Origin of the sequence: Micromonospora globbae (assembly GCF_036184225.1) — a bacterium.
GTDB lineage: Bacteria > Actinomycetota > Actinomycetes > Mycobacteriales > Micromonosporaceae > Micromonospora > Micromonospora globbae.
This window is the reverse complement of the sequence record NZ_CP108084.1, coordinates 2,189,888-2,209,185: the sequence shown is the minus strand read 5'-3', so window position 1 is coordinate 2,209,185 and position 19,298 is coordinate 2,189,888. Positions and strand designations below refer to the sequence as shown.

The 19,298-nt window shown below is 73.5% G+C and carries 17 protein-coding genes; 10 read left to right on the top strand and 7 right to left on the bottom strand.

Annotated features, from left to right (window positions below; genetic code table 11):
• Window positions 1-68: 68 nt before the first annotated feature.
• Complete coding sequence (locus tag OG994_RS09845; RefSeq protein WP_328852918.1) at window positions 69-824, bottom strand: alpha/beta fold hydrolase; 756 nt, start codon at window positions 822-824, stop codon at window positions 69-71.
• 222 nt (window positions 825-1,046) lie between these two features.
• On the opposite strand from OG994_RS09845, the gene ggt reads away from it, so the two are divergent.
• The 3 genes from ggt (at window position 1,047) to OG994_RS09830 (ending at window position 5,496) form a co-directional block, all read left to right on the top strand.
• Window positions 1,047-2,846, top strand: coding sequence for a gamma-glutamyltransferase (ggt, locus tag OG994_RS09840; protein ID WP_120329254.1), 1,800 nt, complete (start codon window positions 1,047-1,049; stop codon window positions 2,844-2,846).
• 161 nt (window positions 2,847-3,007) lie between these two features.
• On the top strand, window positions 3,008-4,978 hold the full coding sequence (locus OG994_RS09835; RefSeq protein ID WP_328852917.1) for a potassium transporter Kup: 1,971 nt from the start codon (window positions 3,008-3,010) through the stop codon (window positions 4,976-4,978).
• A gap of 95 nt (window positions 4,979-5,073) precedes the next feature.
• On the top strand, window positions 5,074-5,496 hold the full coding sequence (locus OG994_RS09830; protein ID WP_120329253.1) for a hypothetical protein: 423 nt from the start codon (window positions 5,074-5,076) through the stop codon (window positions 5,494-5,496).
• 69 nt (window positions 5,497-5,565) lie between these two features.
• Here the strand turns inward: OG994_RS09830 and OG994_RS09825 are convergent, their stop codons facing one another.
• Entirely contained in the window at window positions 5,566-6,204 is a 639-nt protein-coding gene (locus OG994_RS09825) for a TetR/AcrR family transcriptional regulator C-terminal domain-containing protein (protein ID WP_328852916.1), read from the bottom strand.
• 199 nt (window positions 6,205-6,403) lie between these two features.
• On the opposite strand from OG994_RS09825, the gene OG994_RS09820 reads away from it, so the two are divergent.
• Window positions 6,404-7,348, top strand: a complete 945-nt coding sequence (locus OG994_RS09820) for a quinone oxidoreductase family protein (RefSeq protein WP_328852915.1) — start codon at window positions 6,404-6,406, stop codon at window positions 7,346-7,348.
• 129 nt (window positions 7,349-7,477) lie between these two features.
• Window positions 7,478-8,854 (top strand): FAD-dependent oxidoreductase, encoded by a 1,377-nt coding sequence (locus tag OG994_RS09815; RefSeq protein WP_328852914.1) that lies wholly within the window; start codon window positions 7,478-7,480, stop codon window positions 8,852-8,854.
• Between the two features lie 21 nt (window positions 8,855-8,875).
• Here the strand turns inward: OG994_RS09815 and OG994_RS09810 are convergent, their stop codons facing one another.
• Complete coding sequence (locus OG994_RS09810; RefSeq protein WP_328852913.1) at window positions 8,876-9,769, bottom strand: bifunctional helix-turn-helix transcriptional regulator/GNAT family N-acetyltransferase; 894 nt, start codon at window positions 9,767-9,769, stop codon at window positions 8,876-8,878.
• Window positions 9,770-9,944: 175 nt separating this feature from the next.
• Here OG994_RS09810 and OG994_RS09805 point away from each other — a divergent pair, with 175 nt between their 5' ends.
• Window positions 9,945-10,583, top strand: coding sequence for a hypothetical protein (locus OG994_RS09805; protein WP_328852912.1), 639 nt, complete (start codon window positions 9,945-9,947; stop codon window positions 10,581-10,583).
• Between the two features lie 97 nt (window positions 10,584-10,680).
• Here the strand turns inward: OG994_RS09805 and OG994_RS09800 are convergent, their stop codons facing one another.
• Together OG994_RS09800 and OG994_RS09795 are read right to left on the bottom strand one after the other, a co-directional pair.
• Entirely contained in the window at window positions 10,681-11,940 is a 1,260-nt protein-coding gene (locus OG994_RS09800; RefSeq protein WP_328852911.1) for an MFS transporter, read from the bottom strand.
• Window positions 11,937-12,647 carry a siderophore-interacting protein gene (locus OG994_RS09795; protein ID WP_120329246.1) on the bottom strand — a complete coding sequence of 237 codons (711 nt, stop codon included), beginning with the start codon at window positions 12,645-12,647 and terminating at the stop codon, window positions 11,937-11,939. Before OG994_RS09795 ends, OG994_RS09800 begins: the two co-directional genes overlap by 4 nt.
• Window positions 12,648-12,746: 99 nt before the next feature.
• Between OG994_RS09795 and OG994_RS09790 the strand changes: the two genes are divergently transcribed.
• On the top strand, window positions 12,747-13,307 hold the full coding sequence (locus OG994_RS09790; RefSeq protein ID WP_328852910.1) for a GNAT family N-acetyltransferase: 561 nt from the start codon (window positions 12,747-12,749) through the stop codon (window positions 13,305-13,307).
• 99 nt (window positions 13,308-13,406) lie between these two features.
• A complete protein-coding gene (locus OG994_RS09785) occupies window positions 13,407-14,486 on the top strand; it encodes a PIN domain-containing protein (RefSeq protein WP_120329244.1) in 1,080 nt (359 codons plus the stop codon).
• A 61-nt stretch (window positions 14,487-14,547) separates the two neighbouring features.
• Here the strand turns inward: OG994_RS09785 and OG994_RS09780 are convergent, their stop codons facing one another.
• Window positions 14,548-15,057, bottom strand: coding sequence for a VOC family protein (locus OG994_RS09780; protein ID WP_158610107.1), 510 nt, complete (start codon window positions 15,055-15,057; stop codon window positions 14,548-14,550).
• Window positions 15,058-15,298: 241 nt separating this feature from the next.
• Here OG994_RS09780 and OG994_RS09775 point away from each other — a divergent pair, with 241 nt between their 5' ends.
• Window positions 15,299-16,585 (top strand): L-lactate MFS transporter, encoded by a 1,287-nt coding sequence (locus tag OG994_RS09775; protein ID WP_120329242.1) that lies wholly within the window; start codon window positions 15,299-15,301, stop codon window positions 16,583-16,585.
• Between the two features lie 90 nt (window positions 16,586-16,675).
• On the opposite strand, the gene OG994_RS09770 is transcribed toward OG994_RS09775, so the two are convergent.
• On the bottom strand, window positions 16,676-17,302 hold the full coding sequence (locus tag OG994_RS09770) for a class I SAM-dependent methyltransferase (protein ID WP_328852909.1): 627 nt from the start codon (window positions 17,300-17,302) through the stop codon (window positions 16,676-16,678).
• A 314-nt stretch (window positions 17,303-17,616) separates the two neighbouring features.
• On the opposite strand from OG994_RS09770, the gene OG994_RS09765 reads away from it, so the two are divergent.
• Window positions 17,617-19,293, top strand: a complete 1,677-nt coding sequence (locus tag OG994_RS09765; protein ID WP_328852908.1) for an ABC transporter substrate-binding protein — start codon at window positions 17,617-17,619, stop codon at window positions 19,291-19,293.
• Window positions 19,294-19,298 lie beyond the last annotated feature (5 nt).

Sequence of the window (19,298 nt, the reverse complement as noted above, 5' to 3'; positions counted from 1 at the left end):
ACCTACTACCGCCACCCACCCGGTGATCAAGAGCGAGGTGGGTGTGGATGCCGCGCGCGGCGGGGCCGTCACCGGCCGAGGAAATCCTCGACCACCGTGGCCAACCGGACCGGCGTCTCGTACATGGCGTAGTGCCCGGCGTTGGCGAGCACCTCCAGCCGCGCGTTGGGGTAGTGCCGCATCCAGGTCTCGCGCATCATGTCGGCGCCGAGCGCCGGGTCGTGCTCGCCGACCACGGCGAGCGCCGGCACCGGACTGCCCTTCACCTCGTCGGTGAGGTCGGTACGCGCCCAGGCGGTGAGATAGGCGCCGAACGCCTCCGGGGTCGAGTGGTCGAGGGAGAACCGGACCATCTCGTCCAGCCATCGCCCGGACAGCCGGTTGCCGGTGGTGAGGTCGATGATGGCCCGCCGGTTGTCCGGGTTCGCGGCGGCGCCGTCGAACAGCGCCCAGCTCTGCAGGTCGAACGGCACGCCGCCGGCGGGCACCGGGCTGATGCCGACGAGACGGTCCACCCGCTCGGGCGCGTCGGCGAGCACGCGCTGGGCAGCGCTGCCGCCCATGGAGTGCCCGACCAGGGCGAACCTGTCCCAACCGAGGGAGTCGGCGAGGTCCAGCGCGTCGCGGGAGATCTCGGCGAGCGTGTACTCGCCGGCCACCCCGGCGCGCGCCCCGTACCCCCGGTAGTCCAGGAACGCCCAGGTGAACCGCTCGACGTCGACGAGGTCGGGCAACCAGCCCCAGCCGCGCGCCGACCCGAACCATCCGTGCAGGGCCAGCACCCGCCGCGGGCCGTGGCCGACGCTGATGTGGCTGATCGTCATGACGGTGACCCCTCCGCTCCAGGCTGTGGCGTCCGCAGTGAACGTCGCGGCAGCCCACCCGGGGAACGCTCGTGTCGCGAAGGCGACGGCGGGGCGCGTCCGGTGTGGCGGAGCGGCTCGGCCGCCGGACCGGTCCGGCCGGGAAGATCGACCGTTCGGGTTGCCTCCCGCCCGCCGGAACGGTAGGCAGGAGGTGCACCCGCGTCGATCTGGGGAGACCACATGAGAACTCGGGTCCTCGTCACCGCGACCGTCGCCCTGGCCACGCTCGTGGCCGGCGCCCCTCCCGCACAGGCGAAGCGGACCGAGCCGCCGAAGCAGCCGGTGGCCGTCGGGTACGGGGGCGCCGTGTCCACCGTCGACCCGACCGCCACGGCCGTCGGGCTCGACGTGCTGCGGCGCGGCGGCAACGCGGTCGACGCGGCGGTCGCCGCGGCCGCGACGCTCGGCGTCACCGAGCCCTTCTCGGCCGGCATCGGCGGCGGTGGCTTCCTCGTCTACTACGAGGCGAGGACCGGGCGCGTGCACACCATCGACGGCCGCGAGGCGGCGCCCGCGTCGATGACCGCGACGAGTTTCGTCGACCCGGCGACCGGGCAGCCGTACCGCTTCGACGAGGCCCGCATCAGCGGCCTGTCGGTCGGCGTTCCCGGCACGCTGCTGACCTGGCGGGACGCGCTGGCCCGCTGGGGCACGCGACCGCTCGCGCAGATGCTCCGGCCTGCCGCGCGGGTCGCCGAGGAGGGGTTCACCGTCGACGAGACCTTCGCGAGCCAGATCGCCGCCAACCAGGCCGCGTTCGCCCAGTTCAGCTCGACGAGCGCGCTCTACCTGCCGGGTGGCCGGCCCCCGGCGGTGGGCAGCACCTTCCGCAACCCCGACCTCGCCGACACGTACCGCCTGATCGCCCGGCGCGGCACCGACGTCTTCTACCGGGGCGAGGTCGGCCGCGACCTGGCCGCCACGGTCACGCGTCCGCCGCTCGCGGCGCGGCCGACGGAGTCGTGGCCGTACCCGATCCGGCCCGCGACGATGACCACCGCGGACCTCGCGCGCTACCGCACCCGCTTCCCGGCGCCGACCCGCTCGGACTACCGGGGCTACGAGGTGTACGGCATGTCGACGCCGTCCAGCGGCGGGGTCGCGGTCAGCGAGGCGCTCAACATCCTCGAACGGTTCGACCTGCGGTCGATGACCCCCGCCCAGGCGATGCACCACTACCTGGAGGCCAGCGCGCTGTCGTTCGCCGACCGCAACCGGTACGTCGGGGACGACACCTCCCAGCGGATCCTGCGCGAGCTGGTGACGGACGCGTACGCCGGGGAGCGCGCGTGCCACATCGACCCGTCGGCGGCGCTGCCCAAGCCGGTCGCACCGGGCGTGCCCGACGGAAGCTACGGCGGCTGCCCGGCGGCCACGGCCGCCGACACCCGCGACGACCGCATGAGCACCACCAACCTGACGGTGGCCGACCGGTGGGGCAACGTCGTCGAGTACACCCTCACCATCGAGGCGACCGGCGGCAACGGGATGGTCGTGCCGGGTCGGGGCTTCCTGCTCAACAACGAGCTGACCGACTTCAACTTCGCGCCCACCCAGGGGAGCGCGCCCGACCCGAACCTGCCGGCGCCGGGCAAGCGGCCGCGTAGCTCCATGTCGCCCACCATCGTGCTGGCCGACGGACGGCCGTTCCTGGCCGTGGGCACCCCCGGCGGCGCGACGATCATCACGACCGTCCTGCAGATGCTGGTCAACCGCATCGACCGCGGAATGACCCTGCCCGAGGCGCTGGCGGCGCCCCGGGCGTCGCAGCGCAACGGCGCCAGCACCCAGGCCGAGCCGGCGTTCGTCTCCGCGTACGGGGAGGGCCTGCCGCCGGGCCACGTCTTCGCGCCCACCGCGGAGATCGGCGCCGCGACCGGCATCGAGTTTCTCCCCGACGGCCGTGTGCTCGCCGCCGCCGAGCCCGTACGCCGCGGCGGTGGCGCGGCGGCCGTCGTCGGCCGCTGGGCACGCCCCTGACGGTCCCCGTCCCGCGACCGCCGCCGGTCCCCGGTGGCGCTCGGCGGCGACCGGCCCCGCGGTAGGCGGCCGTGCCGGTAATGTCCGGATGTGTCGAGGCCGGGCCCCGGCCGCCCGGGCCATCTCGCCGGACGCGGCCGTTCGCCGCAGGGAGGTCCGCCGTGAGCGAGCGGCAGCAACGGGGCGCGCCGGACGACGGGTCCGCGTCCCGGCCACTGGGCGCCACGACCGCGCACGCGCACGACACGGTGCGGCTCGCGCTGGTCGTCGGGGCGCTCGGCGTCGTGTTCGGTGACATCGGCACCAGCCCGATCTACACCATGCAGACGGTGTTCAACCCCGGCGACCCCCATCCCGTCCCGATCAGCACCGAGAACGTGTACGGGGTGGTGTCGCTCGTGTTCTGGTCGGTGATGATCATCGTCACCGTCACCTACGTGCTGCTCGCCATGCGCGCCGACAACGAGGGCGAGGGCGGCATCATGGCGCTCATCACGCTGCTCCGGCGCCACAACCCGAAACGGGCCGCACGGACGGCCGTGCTGCTGGCCGGACTGGGGGTCTTCGGCGCCGCGCTGTTCTTCGGCGACAGCATGATCACCCCGGCGATCTCGGTGCTGTCCGCGGTGGAGGGCCTCAAGGTCATCGAACCGTCGCTGCACGAGCTCGTCGTACCGATCACCGCGGTGATCATCCTGGTGCTGTTCCTGGCGCAGCGGAGGGGGAGCGGCACGGTGGGCCGCCTGTTCGGCCCCATCATGATCATCTGGTTCGTGACGATCGCCGCGTGCGGCGTACGGGGCATCGCCGGAAACCCCGAGATCCTCCGGGCGCTGTCGCCCGCGTACGCGCTGGACTTCCTGGTCGGCCGCTTCGACGCGGCGTTCTACGCCCTCGCGGCCATCGTGCTCGCCGTCACCGGCGCCGAGGCGCTCTACGCCGACATGGGGCACTTCGGCCGGCGCGCGATCACCCGCGCCTGGGTGGCCCTCGTCTTCCCCGCCTGCGCGCTCAGCTACCTCGGGCAGGGCGCGTTGATCCTCGCCGACCCCGGCCACGTCAGCAGCCCGTTCTTCCTGCTCGTGCCCGAGTGGGCCCGGCTGCCGCTGGTCCTGCTGGCGACCGCGGCGACGGTGATCGCCTCCCAGGCGGTGATCAGCGGCGCGTTCTCGGTGGCGTCGCAGGCCGCGGAACTCGGCTACCTTCCGCGACTGCGCATCCTGCACACCTCCGAGTCCACGGCCGGCCAGGTCTACGTGCCGTGGGTCAACTGGCTGCTGCTCGTCGCCGTGCTCACCCTCGTCCTCGCCTTCCGCAGCTCGACGGCGCTGGCGTACGCCTTCGGCATGGCGGTCACCGCGACCATCACCATCACCACCCTCATGTTCTTCTACGTGGGCCGGTGGCGGTGGAACGTGCCGCTCTGGGTGCTCGCCGTGGGTGCGGTCCCGCTGCTGCTCGTCGACCTGCTCTTCGTCGCCGCCAACGGGACCAAGCTGCTCCACGGCGCGTGGCTGCCGCTGCTCATCGGCCTGGCCGCCTTCACCGTCATGACCACCTGGCAACGCGGGCGGGAGATCGTCACCGCCGAGCGCCAACGCCGGGAGGGCTCACTGCGCGACTTCGTCGTGCGGCTGCGCGGGGACGGGGCGCTGACGCGGCGCGTCCCGGGCACCGCGGTGTTCCTCAACCGGGGCAAGGAGACCGCTCCGCTCGCCATGCGCGCGAACGTCGAGCACAACCACGTACGCCACGAGCACGTCCTGATCCTCTCGATCGACACCCAGCCGGTGCCCCGGGTGCCGCCTGAGCAGCAGATCGTCGTCGACGACCTCGGCTTCGCCGACGACGGGATCACCCACGTCAGCGCCCGGTTCGGCTACATGGAGACGCCCGACGTGCCCGAGGTGCTGCGGCGGCTGGGACCGGACGCCACCGAGGGACAGCTGGACGTCGACGAGGCGTCGTACTTCCTGTCGAAGATCGAGCTGCGGTCCGGCACGCGACCGACCATGCCGCGGTGGCGAAAGCGGCTGTTCATCGCCACCTCGTACATCACCGCCGACGCCGCCGAACACTTCTGCCTGCCGCGCGAGCGCACCGTCATCATGGGCTCGCACATCGAGCTGTAGTCGTGGCGCCCACGCCGGTGGTCGGCGGCCGGCGTTGCCGCCACCCGGCACGGTCCGGGGCGTTTCCGATCCCGACCCCGGGGAAGCCTGCGGGCATGGCCGAGACCTTCGCGGACCAGGACCTCACGACCCTGCGGTCGATCGCGCGCGGCGCCGGGATACCGGACACCGACGACATGTCGCACGACGAGCTGGTCGACATGCTGCGCCGGGCCGGGCTGGCCGACACCGCCGGCGGGCCGGCCGACACGAGGCTCGCCGAACCGGGCGCACCGGCCGGCTCCGGCGTGTACCACGGCCGGGGTGTCGGGCGGCGGGAGTCCGCCGGCGGCCCGGGCGCGCAGACGGCGGCCGGGGAGCCCGACCAGCCGACGGAGGATCCCGCCGGCTTGTCCGATCTGCCCCGCAGCGGTCTCACCCTGGGGGACGAGAGCACGGGCGGGCGGGCCGCCGAGGAGTCGATCGGCGCGCGGCCGGGCGAGTCCGGCACGGAGATCGACGACCGTACGCAGCGCTAGGGGTGCTCGCCGCGCGGTGCCCGGCGCTCGCGGGGCCGGGGCCGGCGCGGACGTCGTCCACGCCGGCCGTCACATCGCGGACGCCGTCCCGGCGGAGGCCGGGATGCCGTTGACGAGCAGCCGCAACCCATGGTCGAAGTGCTCCTCGCCGTGCGGGGCCGGCACGTGCGCGAGTGCCGCGTGCAGGTGCGGGTGACGGTGCGGATCGACGGCCCGGGTGAGTCGCGTCGTGGCCGGTGCCCCGTCGTCGGGCAGGCCGGCGGCGAGTTGCTCCTCGGCGGCGTGGCCCACGACGTAGTACGTGACGGCGTCGGCGGTCCACGCCGCGTCGCGGTGGGACATGCCGGCGTCGCGCAGTGCGGCGATCATGGCTTCGCCGTAGTCGAGCGCGTTCGGCAGCGGGAAGAAGAGGCTCGCGAAGAGGCGCGCCCCGTCACGGCGTGCGAGCAGCGCGCGCCGTAGGCGGTGGGCGAGGCCGGCGACCCGCGCGTGCCACGGGGCGTGCGGGTCGAGATCGTCGACGATCCCGGCGAGCATGGCGTCGGCCATCGCCTCCAGCAGCGCCTGCTTGCTGCGGAAGTGCCAGTAGGTGGCGCCGTTCTGCACGCCGAGCCGGGCCGACAGCCGCCGCATCGTCAACTGCTCCAGCCCGACCTCGTCGAGCACGTCCACCGCCGTGCTCAACACCTGCTCCTTGCTCAGCCGCATCGTTGCCCGCTCCGGAAAAGGTTTGACGACCTCCCCGAGTATGCCCCAGACTTCAACGCCGTTGAACTTCAACAGCGTTGAAGTTCGGTCGTCCACGGAGGGGAGGGGCGCCGATGCTGCCGAGGAACACCGCCTAAGACACCCGGGGCCGCCCTCGACGGGCGGTCACGCCGCCCGACCCGATCAGAAGGAACAAAGCATGCGTACCGTCAACTTCTCCGACGACGGCGTCGAGGTCGTCGACGCGCCCGACCCGCTCGTACCACCGGGGCGCCTGCTGGTGCGCACGGAGGCCGTCGGGGTCGGGGTCGGGCTCGTCCGCCTGCTGGCCGCCTCCCGCGGGCGCGCCGAGCCGGTGCGCCCGGGCGGCGAGATCGTCGGGACCGTGGCCGCCGTGGGCGCCGGCGTGTCCGGGTTCGAGGTGGGCGACCGGGTGGGCGGGGTCGTGTTCGAGGACGCGTACGCCGATCTCGTGCTCGCCGACCCACGGCTGGTGGCCCGGGTGCCCGGCGAGGTCGGGGCCCCGGCCGCCGTGTGCCTGGTCCGTGGTGGCCTGATCGCGCTCAGCGCCCTGCGGGCGGGACGCTTCGCGCCCGGCGAGTCGGTCCTGGTGACCGCCGCCGCCAGCGGCACCGGGCACCTGATGGTGCAACTGGGCCGGGCGTTGGGCGCGTCCCGGGTCGTCGCCGCGGTGGGATCCCCGGAGAAGGCCCCGTTCGCGCGCGACTGCGGCGCCGACGAGGTCGTCACGTACGCCGAACCGTCCTGGGGTGAACCGGTCGACCTCGTCCTGGACGGCGCCGGCGGCGACCTCGTGCGACGCGGCGTGGACATGCTGGCTCCCCTCGGCAGGATGGTCGCGTTCAGCGCCGCCGGCGGCACCGTGGACGTGAGCAGCCTGCTGGGCGGCATGAGGAGCGTCCTCGGCTTCACGATCGGCACGCTCGACCGGACCCGGCCCGACCTGGTGAACGGGTACCGGGCGCAGGTGTGGGACCTGCTGGCCCGCGGCGCGCTCCGCCCCCGGTGCGTCGAGTTCGGGTTCGACCGCCTCGCCGCCGCCGTCGGGCTGGTGGCGTCGCGCGGAAATTTGGGCCGGGTCGTGGTGACGACCGGCGGACGGTCCGCCGCGCCGAGCCCCTGACGGGCGCTCGTGGCCGGCGGAGCCGCGGGGCCCACGCGGAACCACGCGCGGGCGTGAGGGGACTGCCGTCGTGCCCGCTCGCTGGCAGGATGCGGGAAGGCGCGCACCCCCGCACCCGATGGAGAGCAGATGGCATCCTCCCCGGCCCGGATCTTCGCCGCACTGAACGCGGAGCGGCCACCCGAGCGGGCCACTCCGGTCATGGGCAGGGCCATCGTGATCGGCGGCAGCGTGGCCGGGCTGCTGGCGGCCCGGGTGCTGGCCGGCCACGCGGAGAGCGTCGTCGTCATCGACCGCGACGACCCGCGGACGGCCGGCGCCCGGCCCGGAGTGCCACAGGGTACGCAGCTGCACGCGCTGCTGCCCGGCGGCTTCCTGCTGCTCGAACGGCTGTTCCCGGGGTTCCGGGAGCACGCCCTGGCCCAGGGGGCGGTCGAGGCGCTGCCCGCCGGCCGGCGCAGCTACCTCGACGGTCGGCTGAAGGTGGTGGTGCCCGACGACGCCGACAGCCTGGCGGGCACCCGGCCGTTCCTGGAGGGGCTGATCCGCCAGCAGGTGCTGCGACTGCCCAACGTCGAGACCCGGACCGCCCGCGCGACGGGTCTCGTGTTCGACGGCGCGGTCACCGCCGGCGTCCGCTACGACGACGGCGGTGCGCCCGGCGTCGAGCGCGGCGATCTCGTGGTGGACGCCATGGGACGGTCGAGCCGCCTCTCCGACTGGCTCGAGCGGGCCGGCGGGGAGCGGCCGGCCACCCGGCGGATGCGGGTCGACCTCAACTACGCGACGGCGCTGTTCCGGCGCCGGGAGACGGACCCGCGACCCACCCTCGTCATGGCCCTGCACAGCCCGGCGGCGTCGTCGGACGTGGCCGGCGCCGCGTTCTTCGCCGTCGAGGACGGCCGGTGGATGGCCATGATGGCCGGCTACGGCGACAGCCATCCCGGGCGCACGGCCGACGACTTCGTCCACCGGTTGCGGTCGCAGTTCCCGCCGGAGTTCGGCGAACTCGCCGGCAACGAGATGCTCGGCGACGTGCGGACGTACCACCACGCCGACAGCCGGCGGCGGGAGTTCCACGCGCTGCGGCGCCTGCCCGCCCGTCTCGTGAGCGTCGGGGACGCGGTCGCCTCGTTCAACCCCGTGTACGGGCAGGGGATCACGGCGGCGGCCCTGCACGCGGCCTGCCTGTCGCGGTACGTGCGCGCGAAGCCGGATCCCGACGCGCCCGCCCGCGAGTTCTTCGCGTTGCAGAAGGTCGTGGTCGACGCCGCCTGGTCGACGTCCACCTCCGCCGACCTCGCCCTGCCGCACGTGGACGGTCCCTACCCGCGCGGCCACCGGTTGCGGAGCTGGGTCAGCCGGCAGATCGTCACGGCGACGATCACCGACGTGGCCGTCGCCCGCCGGTTCAACCGCGTCGTCTCCCTGTCCGCGCACCCGAACTCGCTGGTCACTCCCGGCGTCCTGCTGGGCGCGCTGCGCGCCAACCGGCGAGCCCGGTGAGCCTACCGGCCGGGGCGGACGTCACGGCACCAGGCGCTTCTCGAACCAGTGGTCGGCGTAGCGCTCGGTGTTGTACGGCTCGATCTCGCGGTAGCCGGCGGCCCGGTACATCGCGATCGCCTCGGTGAGGGTGCGGTTGGTGTCCAGCCGTACGGTGTCCCAGCCCCGCTCCGCGGCGTACCGCTCCAGTTCGTCGAGCATCCGCCGGCCGATCCCCAGGCCGCGCACGCTGTCGGCCACCCAGACGCGTTTGATCTCCGCGGGCGCGTCCCGGTGGAGCTTGACGGCGCCGCAGCCGACGGGTTCGGCGTTCAGGGTGGCGAGCAGGAACACCCCGGCCGGCGGGACGAGTTCGTCGTCGCGCACCGGGTTGCTGAGGGCCGGATCGAACCCGTCGTCGAAGCGCCGCGCCACGTCCCGGGTGTAGGCGCGCAGGCAGGTGCGGGCGCGCGGGTCGCTCGGCGGGCACGGCGCGATGACCACCATCGACGCGACGAGCAGCCGCTCCACCTCGGCCATGGCCGCCACGAGCCGTTGCCGATGCGGCGCGGCCAGTGGTTCGAGGATCGACCAGGCGAACTCGTCGGAGCGCCGGTCGAGCTCGGCCCACTCCGTACGGCCGGCCGGGGTGAGCGCCGCCGTCCGGACCCGCCCGTCGCCGGTGCCGTCCGCGGGGCCCACCGTGACCAGGCCGTCGTTCTCGAGGGCACGCAGCAGCCGGCTGAGGTAGCCCGAGTCCAGCCCGAGCCGGGCCCGCAGCGCCGCCACCTCCGCGCCGCCGGGGCCGATCTCCCACAGCAGGCGTGCCTGCGCCAGGGGTCGGCCCCGCGCCATGTACTCGTCGTCGAGCGCGCCCACCCGTTGGGTGACCGTCCGGTTGAACCGCCGCACGGCGGCGATCAGGTCGTGGCTCATGTAGCTGACTTTAGTCAGGTATCGGCGACCGGTGGTACGCGACCCCCGCGGCGGCCGGTTCGCGGGTGCCGTGCCCGGTCCCCTCTGAAGGGTGCGCGGACTCGGGGAGAACCCCGGCCCGGTTCCGGGTTTCCTCCGATGCCGCCCGGCGGCCGGCCCGGTGACCATCGGAGGCATGGTCAAGCGTTGGCGTCAACTCACCGTGTGGCTGCACATCCTGACGTCGGTCGGATGGATGGCGCAGGCCATGACGCTGTGCGTGCTCCTCGCCGTCGGCCTCGCCGCGGACGGTTCCGCCGCGCGTGACGCGGCGACCTCGATGGCGCACGTCGTCGACGGCCGACTGCTCGCCCCCATGGCCGGCGTCTCGGCCTGTACCGGAATCGTGCTGGCGGCGGCCACCCCGTGGGGCTTCTTCATCCACTGGTGGGTGCTGGCCAAGTTCGCCATCAGCATGGTGCAGGTGTACCTCGGGATCTTCGTCCTGTCGCCGACGCTGACCGACGCGATGACCGGCGGGCCCACCCTGCGCCTCGTGGTGGGCACGGCGTTGATGGCGAGCGCGATCGCCTTCCAGGGCTGGCTGTCGGTGCGCAAGCCGTGGGGGACGGTTCGCGGGGGCCGCCGGGCCACGGGTCCCTCGGGGCCCCGGTGGGTCTTCGTCGCCACCGTCCTGGGCGGGCTGGCCGAGCTGACGCTCGCCCTCGTCCTCGGCCACCCGTTGCCGCTGCTGTCTCTGATCCTCATCATCGTCGTGCTCTCGTGCCGGCCGCGCTGGTCCGGCGCGCGGCGGCTGCGGCCGGCCCGGGCGTGAGACGGGCGGCCCGGTCGAGCGCGTCGCGGGCCCGCCGCGGTCGGGCCGGGCCCGCCGGCGCCGCGTGGGGGCGACGCCCGGAGCCTGGACCCCTCCGTCAGGCCGGGACCGCCACGTCGCCGGACGCCGGCCGCTCGTCGGACCGGTCCGCCCGCGGTGGGTGCGGACGCCGGTAGCGCCGCTGGTGGGCGAGACCGAGGACGACTCCGGCGGCGACCAGCAGGACGGACGCGACGGCGACCGCGGGGTAGCCGAACCGCTCGGCGGCCGCGAGACCGACGGCCGAGGCGACGAACGAACAGACCAGCCCGAACGAGGACAGGACCGTGAAGTCCGTGCCTCCGGTGCCCGCGCGCGAGTAGTCCATGTTCACCGTGTAGAGCACGACGTTGGCGACGGTGTACGCCGCCAGGAAGCAGCAGAGCGCCGCGACCGTCCCGGCCAACGGCGCGTGCCCACGCATCAGTGGCAGCAGGAGCACCGTCGACAGCGCCAACCCGACGCCGCCGGCCACCAGCACGCCGCCGCGCCCGTATCGGGCGATCCCGGCCCCGGCCAGCAGACCGGCGACGATCGCCGGGGCGCTGGTGACCACCCCGGTCACCACGCCGATCCGGCCCAGCGACCATCCGGCGTCCACGAGGGCGGGCGTCACCAGGGCGTACGCCATCCCCGCGCCGACGTAGACCAGCGGCACCACCCCGAAGGTCCATTGTCGGCACCCGGGCTGCCCGAACACGGACAGCAGCGCCCGGTACGCCGTGCCGACCCCGGCGATCCGGTCGGTGCGGGGTGGCTCCCGGAACCGCCACGCCACCGCGATTCCGGTCGCCGTCAACGCGGCCAGCAGGCCGATCGCGGGCGCCCAGCCGAACCGGTCGTAGACCAGCACGCAGGCGCCGCCGCCGAGCAGGTTGCCGAGGTAGCTGGCGGCCACCTGGATGCCGTTGCCGAGCCCGCGGGCGGAGTCGGAGAGCAGCCGCACGGCGACGGCGTCGACGGCGATGTCCTGTGTGGCGGAGAAGAGGACGTAGGCGGTGCAGAGGGCGATGACCGGCCCGAGCTGCGCGGCCGGACGGGAGAACGGCAGCAGCGCCAGCAGGGCCAGCACCAGCGCGGACTGGAGGACGACCAACCAGGACCGGTAGTGCCCGTGGCGGCGGGATCCGTAGCGGTCGAGGATCGGCGCCCAGAGGAACTTGATCGGCCAGACCAGACCGACGACCTGGAGCAGGGCGAGCGTGTCCAGGGAGGTGCCGCCGTCGCGCAGGATCGCGGTCAGGCCGACGGTGATGAACCCGATGCCGAGGTACTGCGTGACGTACAGCGTGGTCAGCGTGCCGAGACGGCTCGTCACGTGGCTCTCCAGTAGCCCAGCGAGGTCAGCTGGCGCCGGTCGACGCCCAGGGTGCGCCGGATGTGCCGGGTGATGCTGCGGGTGGTGGCCGCCTCGGCCGCCACCCAGTAGTGGGCGGCGTCGCTGACCGGCAGCGCGGCGCAGACCGTGTCGACCAGGTGCCGGCCGGCCTCCCGGCGCGGCACCCAGGTGACCTCGTGGTGTGCCCGCGCCCGTGGCGCGAGCGCCTTCTCGCCCTCGTGCGCGTACTCCAGCCAGATCGTGGCGGGGATGTCGGCGCCGGCGTCGAGCAGGCTGTTCACCGCCGGCAGGGACGCCGCGTCGCCGACGAGGTAGAGGTGCCGGGGCGCGGGGTCCGGAAGGGTGAAGGCGCTGCCCTGCACGGTCGCGGCGATGGTGTCGCCGGGCCGGGCCGTCGTGGCCCAGCGGGCGGCGCAGCCGTCGTGCAGGGCGAACTCGAGGGTGAACCGGCCGGTGGCCGGGTCGGGGTCCACGAGCGTGTACGCGCGCTGGTGCGCCCGACCGTCGTTGTCGAACCAGAGCCGGATCCACATGGTGGGGTGCACGCCGCAGCTCTCCAGCAGCCCGCCGTCATCCATGAGCAGGCGTTGGTAGTGCCCGTCGACGGACTCGGTGGCCAGGACGGTCAGCCGGAAGTCCCGACCTCCCATGGCCTTGAGCACCAGGGCCTCCCAGTTACGTTTCACGCACCCTCCAGGTGAGGTCAGGCTTGGTTAGGTTAGGTTAACCTAAGCCCCGGCGGGCGGGGAACGCCTGCCCGCCTCGCATCCAAGGACAGGGCACCCATGACCTACCAGGAGAAGATCTCCGACCTCGGCGAGCTGTCGCTCGTGACCGTGGCACCCGACCGGCACGCGGAACTGTTGCACGGCTGGGTCACCCGGCCCCGCAACTCCTTCTGGGGCATGGGCGGGCACACCGTCGAGCAGGTACGCGAGATCTACGCGTTCCTCGACGGCCTGCCGACGCACCACGCGTACCTCGTCATGATCGACGGCGAGCCGGTCGGGCTGTTCCAGACCTACCAGCCGGACGCCGACCCGGTCGGCGAGCGCTACCCCGTCCAGCCCGGCGACGTGGGCATGCACCTGCTCCTCAACCCTCCCCGGCGCTACGCCCGGGGGCTGACCAGCGCCGTCGGCCCGGCCCTCGCGCGCTTCCTGTTCCGCGACCCGGCCGCCCAGCGGATCGTCGTCGAGCCGGACGTGCGCAACGAGGTCGCCCTGCGGCGGCTGGAGGCGGAGGGATTCGTGTTCGGCCCCGAGATCGACCTGCCCGACAAGCGCGCCCAGCTCGCCTTCCTGACCCGGGCCCGCTTCGAGGCCGATCACCCCGCCCCGGCCTGAGCGTCACCCGCGCCCCCGGGTGCGTCCGTCCGGCGTCCGGCCTGGAGGGTCCCCGCGAGCGTCCGGGTGGCCGGGCCGGCACCCGGCTAGGCTGGCCGCGTGGATCACGAAGACCGGATCGCCCTCTTCCTCGACTACGAGAACCTCGCCCTGGGGTTCCGCGACCACCACGGCGGGATGGCCTTCGACTTCCGTCCCATCGCGGACGCCCTCGCCGAGCGCGGACGGGTGGTCGTGCGCCGGGCGTACGCGGACTGGTCGTACTTCGACGAGGACCGGCGGATGCTCACCCGCAACCACGTCGAGCTCATCGAGATCCCCCAGCGCATGGGGGCCACCCGCAAGAACGCGGCCGACATCAAGATGGCCGTCGACGCCGTGGAACTGGCCTTCGAGCGGGACTACATCTCCACGTTCGTGATCTGCACCGGCGACAGCGACTTCACCCCGCTGGTGCACAAGCTCCGGGAGCTGAACAAGCGGGTCGTCGGCGTGGGGGTCGAGAAGTCCACCTCGGCGTTGCTGCCGCCGGCCTGCGACGAGTTCCTCTACTACGACCGGCTGGAGGGTGTCGAGATCCCGCCGGCCCGGGTCCGGGGCGGCCGCGGCGCGCGGCCCGCGGAGCAGGAGGCGCCGCGGGTCGAGCGGGAGCCCGAGCGGCAGCCGGAGGTCGAGGAACCCGGGCGGGACGTCGACACGCTCGCCGCCTCCGTCGCGCAGACGGTGGCCGGTCTGCAGGGCAGCTCCGGCGGCGAGGTGACGGCGTCGCGGCTCAAGCGCACCCTGCTGCGGAAGGACCCGACGTTCAGCGAGTCCGACTACGGCTTCCGCACGTTCGGCGAACTGCTCCGGCACCTCGCCGCGACCAGCGTCATCGAGCTGGCCGAGGGGCCCGCGAAGGGTGACCCGGAGGTCTCCCTGCCCGAGCACGGTGACCGGGAGGTGGCGTTCGGGCTGCTCCGGTCGGTGGTGGTCGACCTCGCCGACGGCGACGGCGCGGTGGCGCTGTCCGGCCTGAAGGACCAGCTCCGCCGGGCCCGGCCGGACTTCAGCGAGAAGAAGCTCGGCTACCGCAGCTTCCTCCAGTTCTGCAAGGCCGCCGCGACCGCCGGCGCCGTGCAGTTGCGGTGGAGCCCCGAGGCGGACGACTACCTGGTCACCCCGCAGACCACCGGATGACGGGCGCCCGGCCGGCGTGGTCGAGGGCGGGCCGTCGGGAGTGGAGTGGTGAGCGCCGCTGTCAGCCGGGGCGGGCGAAACCGCCCTTCGGCGCGATGAGCTCCAGGTTCGTGCCGTCGGGGTCGTTGAAGTAGGCGACCTCGGTGCCGAGCGCCTCCGCCGGGTTCACCTCGCCGGCGGCGAACGTGTAGGGGTCGCCGAGGAAGTCGAAGCCGGCCTCCCGCATCCGCGCGTGGACGGCCCGCACGTCCTCGACGCGGAAGCAGAGGTGCATCGACCCGGGCCGGTTGGCGGCCGGCCGGGACGGTTCGGCGACCGGGTCCAGGAACTGGATCAGGTCGATGCCGAGGTTGGTCAGGTTGAACGTGGCGTACCGGAGCCGCGTCGACGGCAGGCCCTGCGACCGCGCGAACCCGGCCCCCTGCATGGTCTCGTCCCGCACGACCGGTTCCACCCCGAGGAGCGCCTGGTAGAAGGCGACCGAACGGTCGAGGTCGCTCACGGCGATGCCGACGTGGGCGGCCTCCCGGAGGCCGACGGACACCCTCGCGGGGTCTGGCACGGTCGTCATGCCGGATCTCCTCCCTGACAGGCGGCCTGCGGTGCTGTCCCGACGTACCCCCCGAGGGGTCGGCCATGCCGTCATCATTCTGCGCCGGTCAGACAAATCCTCTAATGTCAGACTTGCTCGTGTTTGTTGAGCAGGTCCGTCGCACCCGGGCACGCCGGTCGCCCATGCCACCGGCGCCGCGGCACGGCCCCGGCGAGCCGGATCCCGGCGCCCATGAGCCGACACACGGGGGGTTTCGCTCATGGCACACACAGCAGGTGATCCGCGTACGTCCCGACCGACCCGCGGCCGCTGGGGACTGGTGGTCGCCGCCGTGCTCGTCCAGCTCGCGCTCGGCGCCGTGTACGCGTGGAGCGTCTTCAACCAGCCGCTGCAGCAGCAGTTCGGCTGGAGCAAGGCGGAGGCCGTGCTGCCCTTCGAGGTGGCGATCGGCACGATCTTCATCGGCAGCCTCATCGGGGGGCGCATCCAGGACCGGCGAGGGCCGCGGCCGGTGGCGCTGGCCGGGGGAGTCCTCTACGGCATCGGCAACATCCTCGCCTCGCTCACCTCGTCGAGCGACCAGTTGTGGCTGCTCGTGCTCACGTACGGCGTGCTGGGCGGAATCGGCCTCGGCGCCGTCTACATCACCCCGATCGCCATGCTGGCCAAGTGGTTCCCCGACCGGCGGGGGCTCATCACCGGCATCGCCGTGGCCGGGTTCGGCTTCGGGGCCGTGATCGTCGCACCCGTGGCGAAGTCGCTGCTGAACTCGACCAGCGACAAGACGAGCGTGTTCCTGCCGCTGGGCATCGCGTACCTCATCGCGGTCCTGCTCGGGGCGTCCCTTTTCCGCAACCCGCCGCCCGGCTACCAGGTGCCCGGCTTCACGCCGAAGGTCGGCGGGCGGGCCGTGGCCGGCACCCGCGTGTACAGCCTCGGCGAGGCGCTGCGGACACCGCAGTGGTACCTGCTCACGGCGATCCTCACGCTCAACGTCGCCTGCGGCATCGCGCTGATCTCCCAGGCGGCCGACGCCACGCAGGCGGTCACCGGCGCGAGCGCGGCGACGGCGGCCACGCTCGTCGGCATCCTCGGCCTGTTCAACGGGGCCGGTCGCGTGGCCTGGGCCTGGCTGTCGGACCGCATCGGGCGGATGACGGCGTTCATCGGGATGCTGCTGCTGCAGGCCATCTGCTTCTTCATCCTGCCGCACGCGGCGGCGTTCGGAGTGTTCGCGGTCCTCGCCGCGCTGGTCTACCTCGCCTACGGCGGCGGGTTCGGCACCATGCCGGCCACCGCGGCCGACTACTTCGGCACCCCGAACGCCGGCGCCATCTACGGGGCCATGATCGTGGCCTGGAGCATCGGGGGAGTGGTCGGCCCGCTGGTCACGGCGCTGCTCTACGAGGCGAGCGGCAACAGCTACACGGTGCCGTTCACGGTCATCGCGATCGTCGCGCTCGTGGCGCTGGTCCTGCCGCCCATCACCCGGCTGCCGACCGCGCCGGGGCGGCCCCGACCCCACAACGAGGTCACCGGCCCCTGACGGCGGCGGGACGACCGCCGCGCGGGGCGGGCCGCCGTGGCGCGGCGGCATGCGGTCGCCGCGCCGACCCGGACGGCCGGCGCGCCGCCGTCAGGCCGCCGGCCTGCGGGCGGCGACGCGCTCGACGACGCCGAGGGCGAAGCGGTCGTGCGCCTCGACCGTCCAGCCCCAGGCCCGCACCTGGTCGGCGGGGTGGCGGAGGAAGTGCTCGCCGCCCATGGGCACGGTGACCACCTCGGCGAGCCGCTGTCCGAGGCGCACCGGCCACGCCGTCGAGGGCACGTGGTCGGCCAGCAGGAGCAGCCCACCCGGACGCAGCACCCGCCGCATCTCGTCGAGCGCCCGCCGCTCGTCCGGGATGGCGCAGAGGGAGAACGTGCACACCACGGAGTCGAACGACCCGTCGGGCAGGTCGAGCGCCTGCGCGTCACCGAGGCGCAGGTCCGCGTCGCGGCCGAGGTCGGCGGCCCGGCGCCGGGCGACCGCCAGCATCCGCGGGCTCCACTCCACGGCCGTCAGCCGCACGTCGGGCGCGTAGTGCGGCAGGTTGAGGCCCGTGCCCACCGCGATCTCGAGGACGTCGCCGGACGCCCGGCGGCAGATCCAGGCGCGCGTGTCGCGGAAGACGCGCCGCTCCGCGAACCCCATCTGCCGGTCGTACGACTCGGCGTGCCGGTCCCAGTAGCGGCGCAGCCGCCCGTCGCGATCCGTCGTCACCGTGCCCCCGCCTTCCGCCGCGATCCGCCCCGGCGACCGGGCCGGGCATCCCTCCCCGGCGACCGGGCCGCACGCGAGCGAGCCTAGCCAGCCAGCTCAAGCCGGGCGCCCGGCGCGGACCCGGACGATCGCCCGGCGGGCGCGCGAGCAGGACGCGCGGGCCGGACTCGCGACGGTCCGTGGGCGCGTCCGGACCCACCGCACGGGTCCGGAACCGGGCGGCGGGCGGGGCTGGCGCCGCATCGAAGAAGGCCCTTGCGTGATTCTTCGTATACAACATACGCTCCCGGAATCGCCCATGTGAGGAGCTCTCGATGATGAACCTCTTCTTCCGCGAACCGACCCCCCGCCGACGCCGTCCACTCGGTGTCGCCGTGGCGGCCGTCGCCGCCGTCTGCGCCGTCGCCGCCTGCTCACCCGTGTCCGAGAGCGACGGTGGCGACCAGCCCGGCGACACGCAGGGCGCCGGCCAGGACAACGTCGGTACGCCGGCGGACCCCGCCGCCGTGAAGAAGGGCGGAACACTGGTCATCGCGCTCTCCGCGGAGCCCGACGCGCTGGATCCGACCCTGTCGCGCAGCCTCTACTCGCGCTACGTCTTCCAGGCGATGTGCCAGAAGCTCTACGACGTGGACGAGAAGGCGCAGGTCGTACCCCAGTTGGCGACCGCGCTGCCGACGGTGAGCGACGACGGGAAGACGGTGACGATCCCGCTGCGCGAGGGCGTACGCTTCGCCGACGGCACGCAGTTCGACGCCGCCGCGGTGCGGACCACCCTCCAGCGCCACCTCACCAACGCCCGGTCCGCGCGCAAGAGCGAACTCGGGCCCGTCGAGTCCGTCGACACGCCGGACCCGCACACCGTGGTCGTCCGCCTGAAGCAGCCCTTCGCGCCCCTCGTCGGCGCCCTCGCCGACCGGGCCGGCATGATCATGAGTCCGAAGGCCCTGTCCAGCCTCGGCGACGACTTCGCCTCCGCCCCGGTCTGCGTCGGGCCGTTCAAGTTCGCCAAGCGGGTGCCGCAGAACTCGATCGAGGTCGTCCGGGACCCGAACTACTACGAGGCGGACAAGGTGCACCTCGACGGCATCACCTGGCGGATCCTCACCGACGCGAGCATCCGCGCCGCCAACCTGCGCTCCGGCGACGCCCAGGTCGCCGACACCGTCTCCACGCAGGACGTCGCCGCGCTGCGGCAGGACCCGTCGGTCACCGTCCTGCAGTCGCAGTCTCTCGGCTACCAGGGACTCACGTTCAACGTCGGCAACGTCGACGGCGTCGGCACCCCGCCCAAGCCCATCGACCGTCCCATCGCCCGCGACGCCAAGGTCCGGCAGGCCTTCGAGTACGCCATCGACCGCAAGACGCTCGTCCAGGCGGTGTTCAACGGCATCCACGCCGAGGCGTGCTCCCCGATCTCACCCGCGAGCTCGTTCTCGTCCCCCGAGGCGCAGGCCTGCCCGCCGCACGACCCCGCCAAGGCCAAGCAACTGCTCGCCGAGGCCGGGGTGCAGACGCCGTACCAGGTGACGATGCTCGCGTCGAACACGCCGGAGACGCTGCGGTTCGCCCAGGCGCTGCAGTCCATGGTGAAGGAGGGCGGCTTCGACCTGAAGATCAACCCGGTGGAGTACTCGTCCCTCCTCGACGAGCAGGACCGCGGCAACTTCGAGCTGCTGCAACTCGGCTGGAGTGGACGGATCGACCCGGACGCCAACATCACCAACTTCGTGGGCACCGGCGGGAGCCAGAACGTCGCCGGCTACAGCAACCCGCAGCTCGACGACGTGCTGACCCGGGCCCGGCAGTCCAACGACCTCGACGAGCGCCGCAAGCTGTACGGGCAGGCCGTCACGATCCTCCAGCAGGACGACGCGCTCATCTACCTCTACCGGCAGCGGAACCTGACGGCCGTCTCCAAGTCGGTCCTCGGGCTCCAGGTCTTCCCGGACGGCGTGATCCGCGCGGCCTTCGCCGGGTTCGCCAAGTAGGTTGT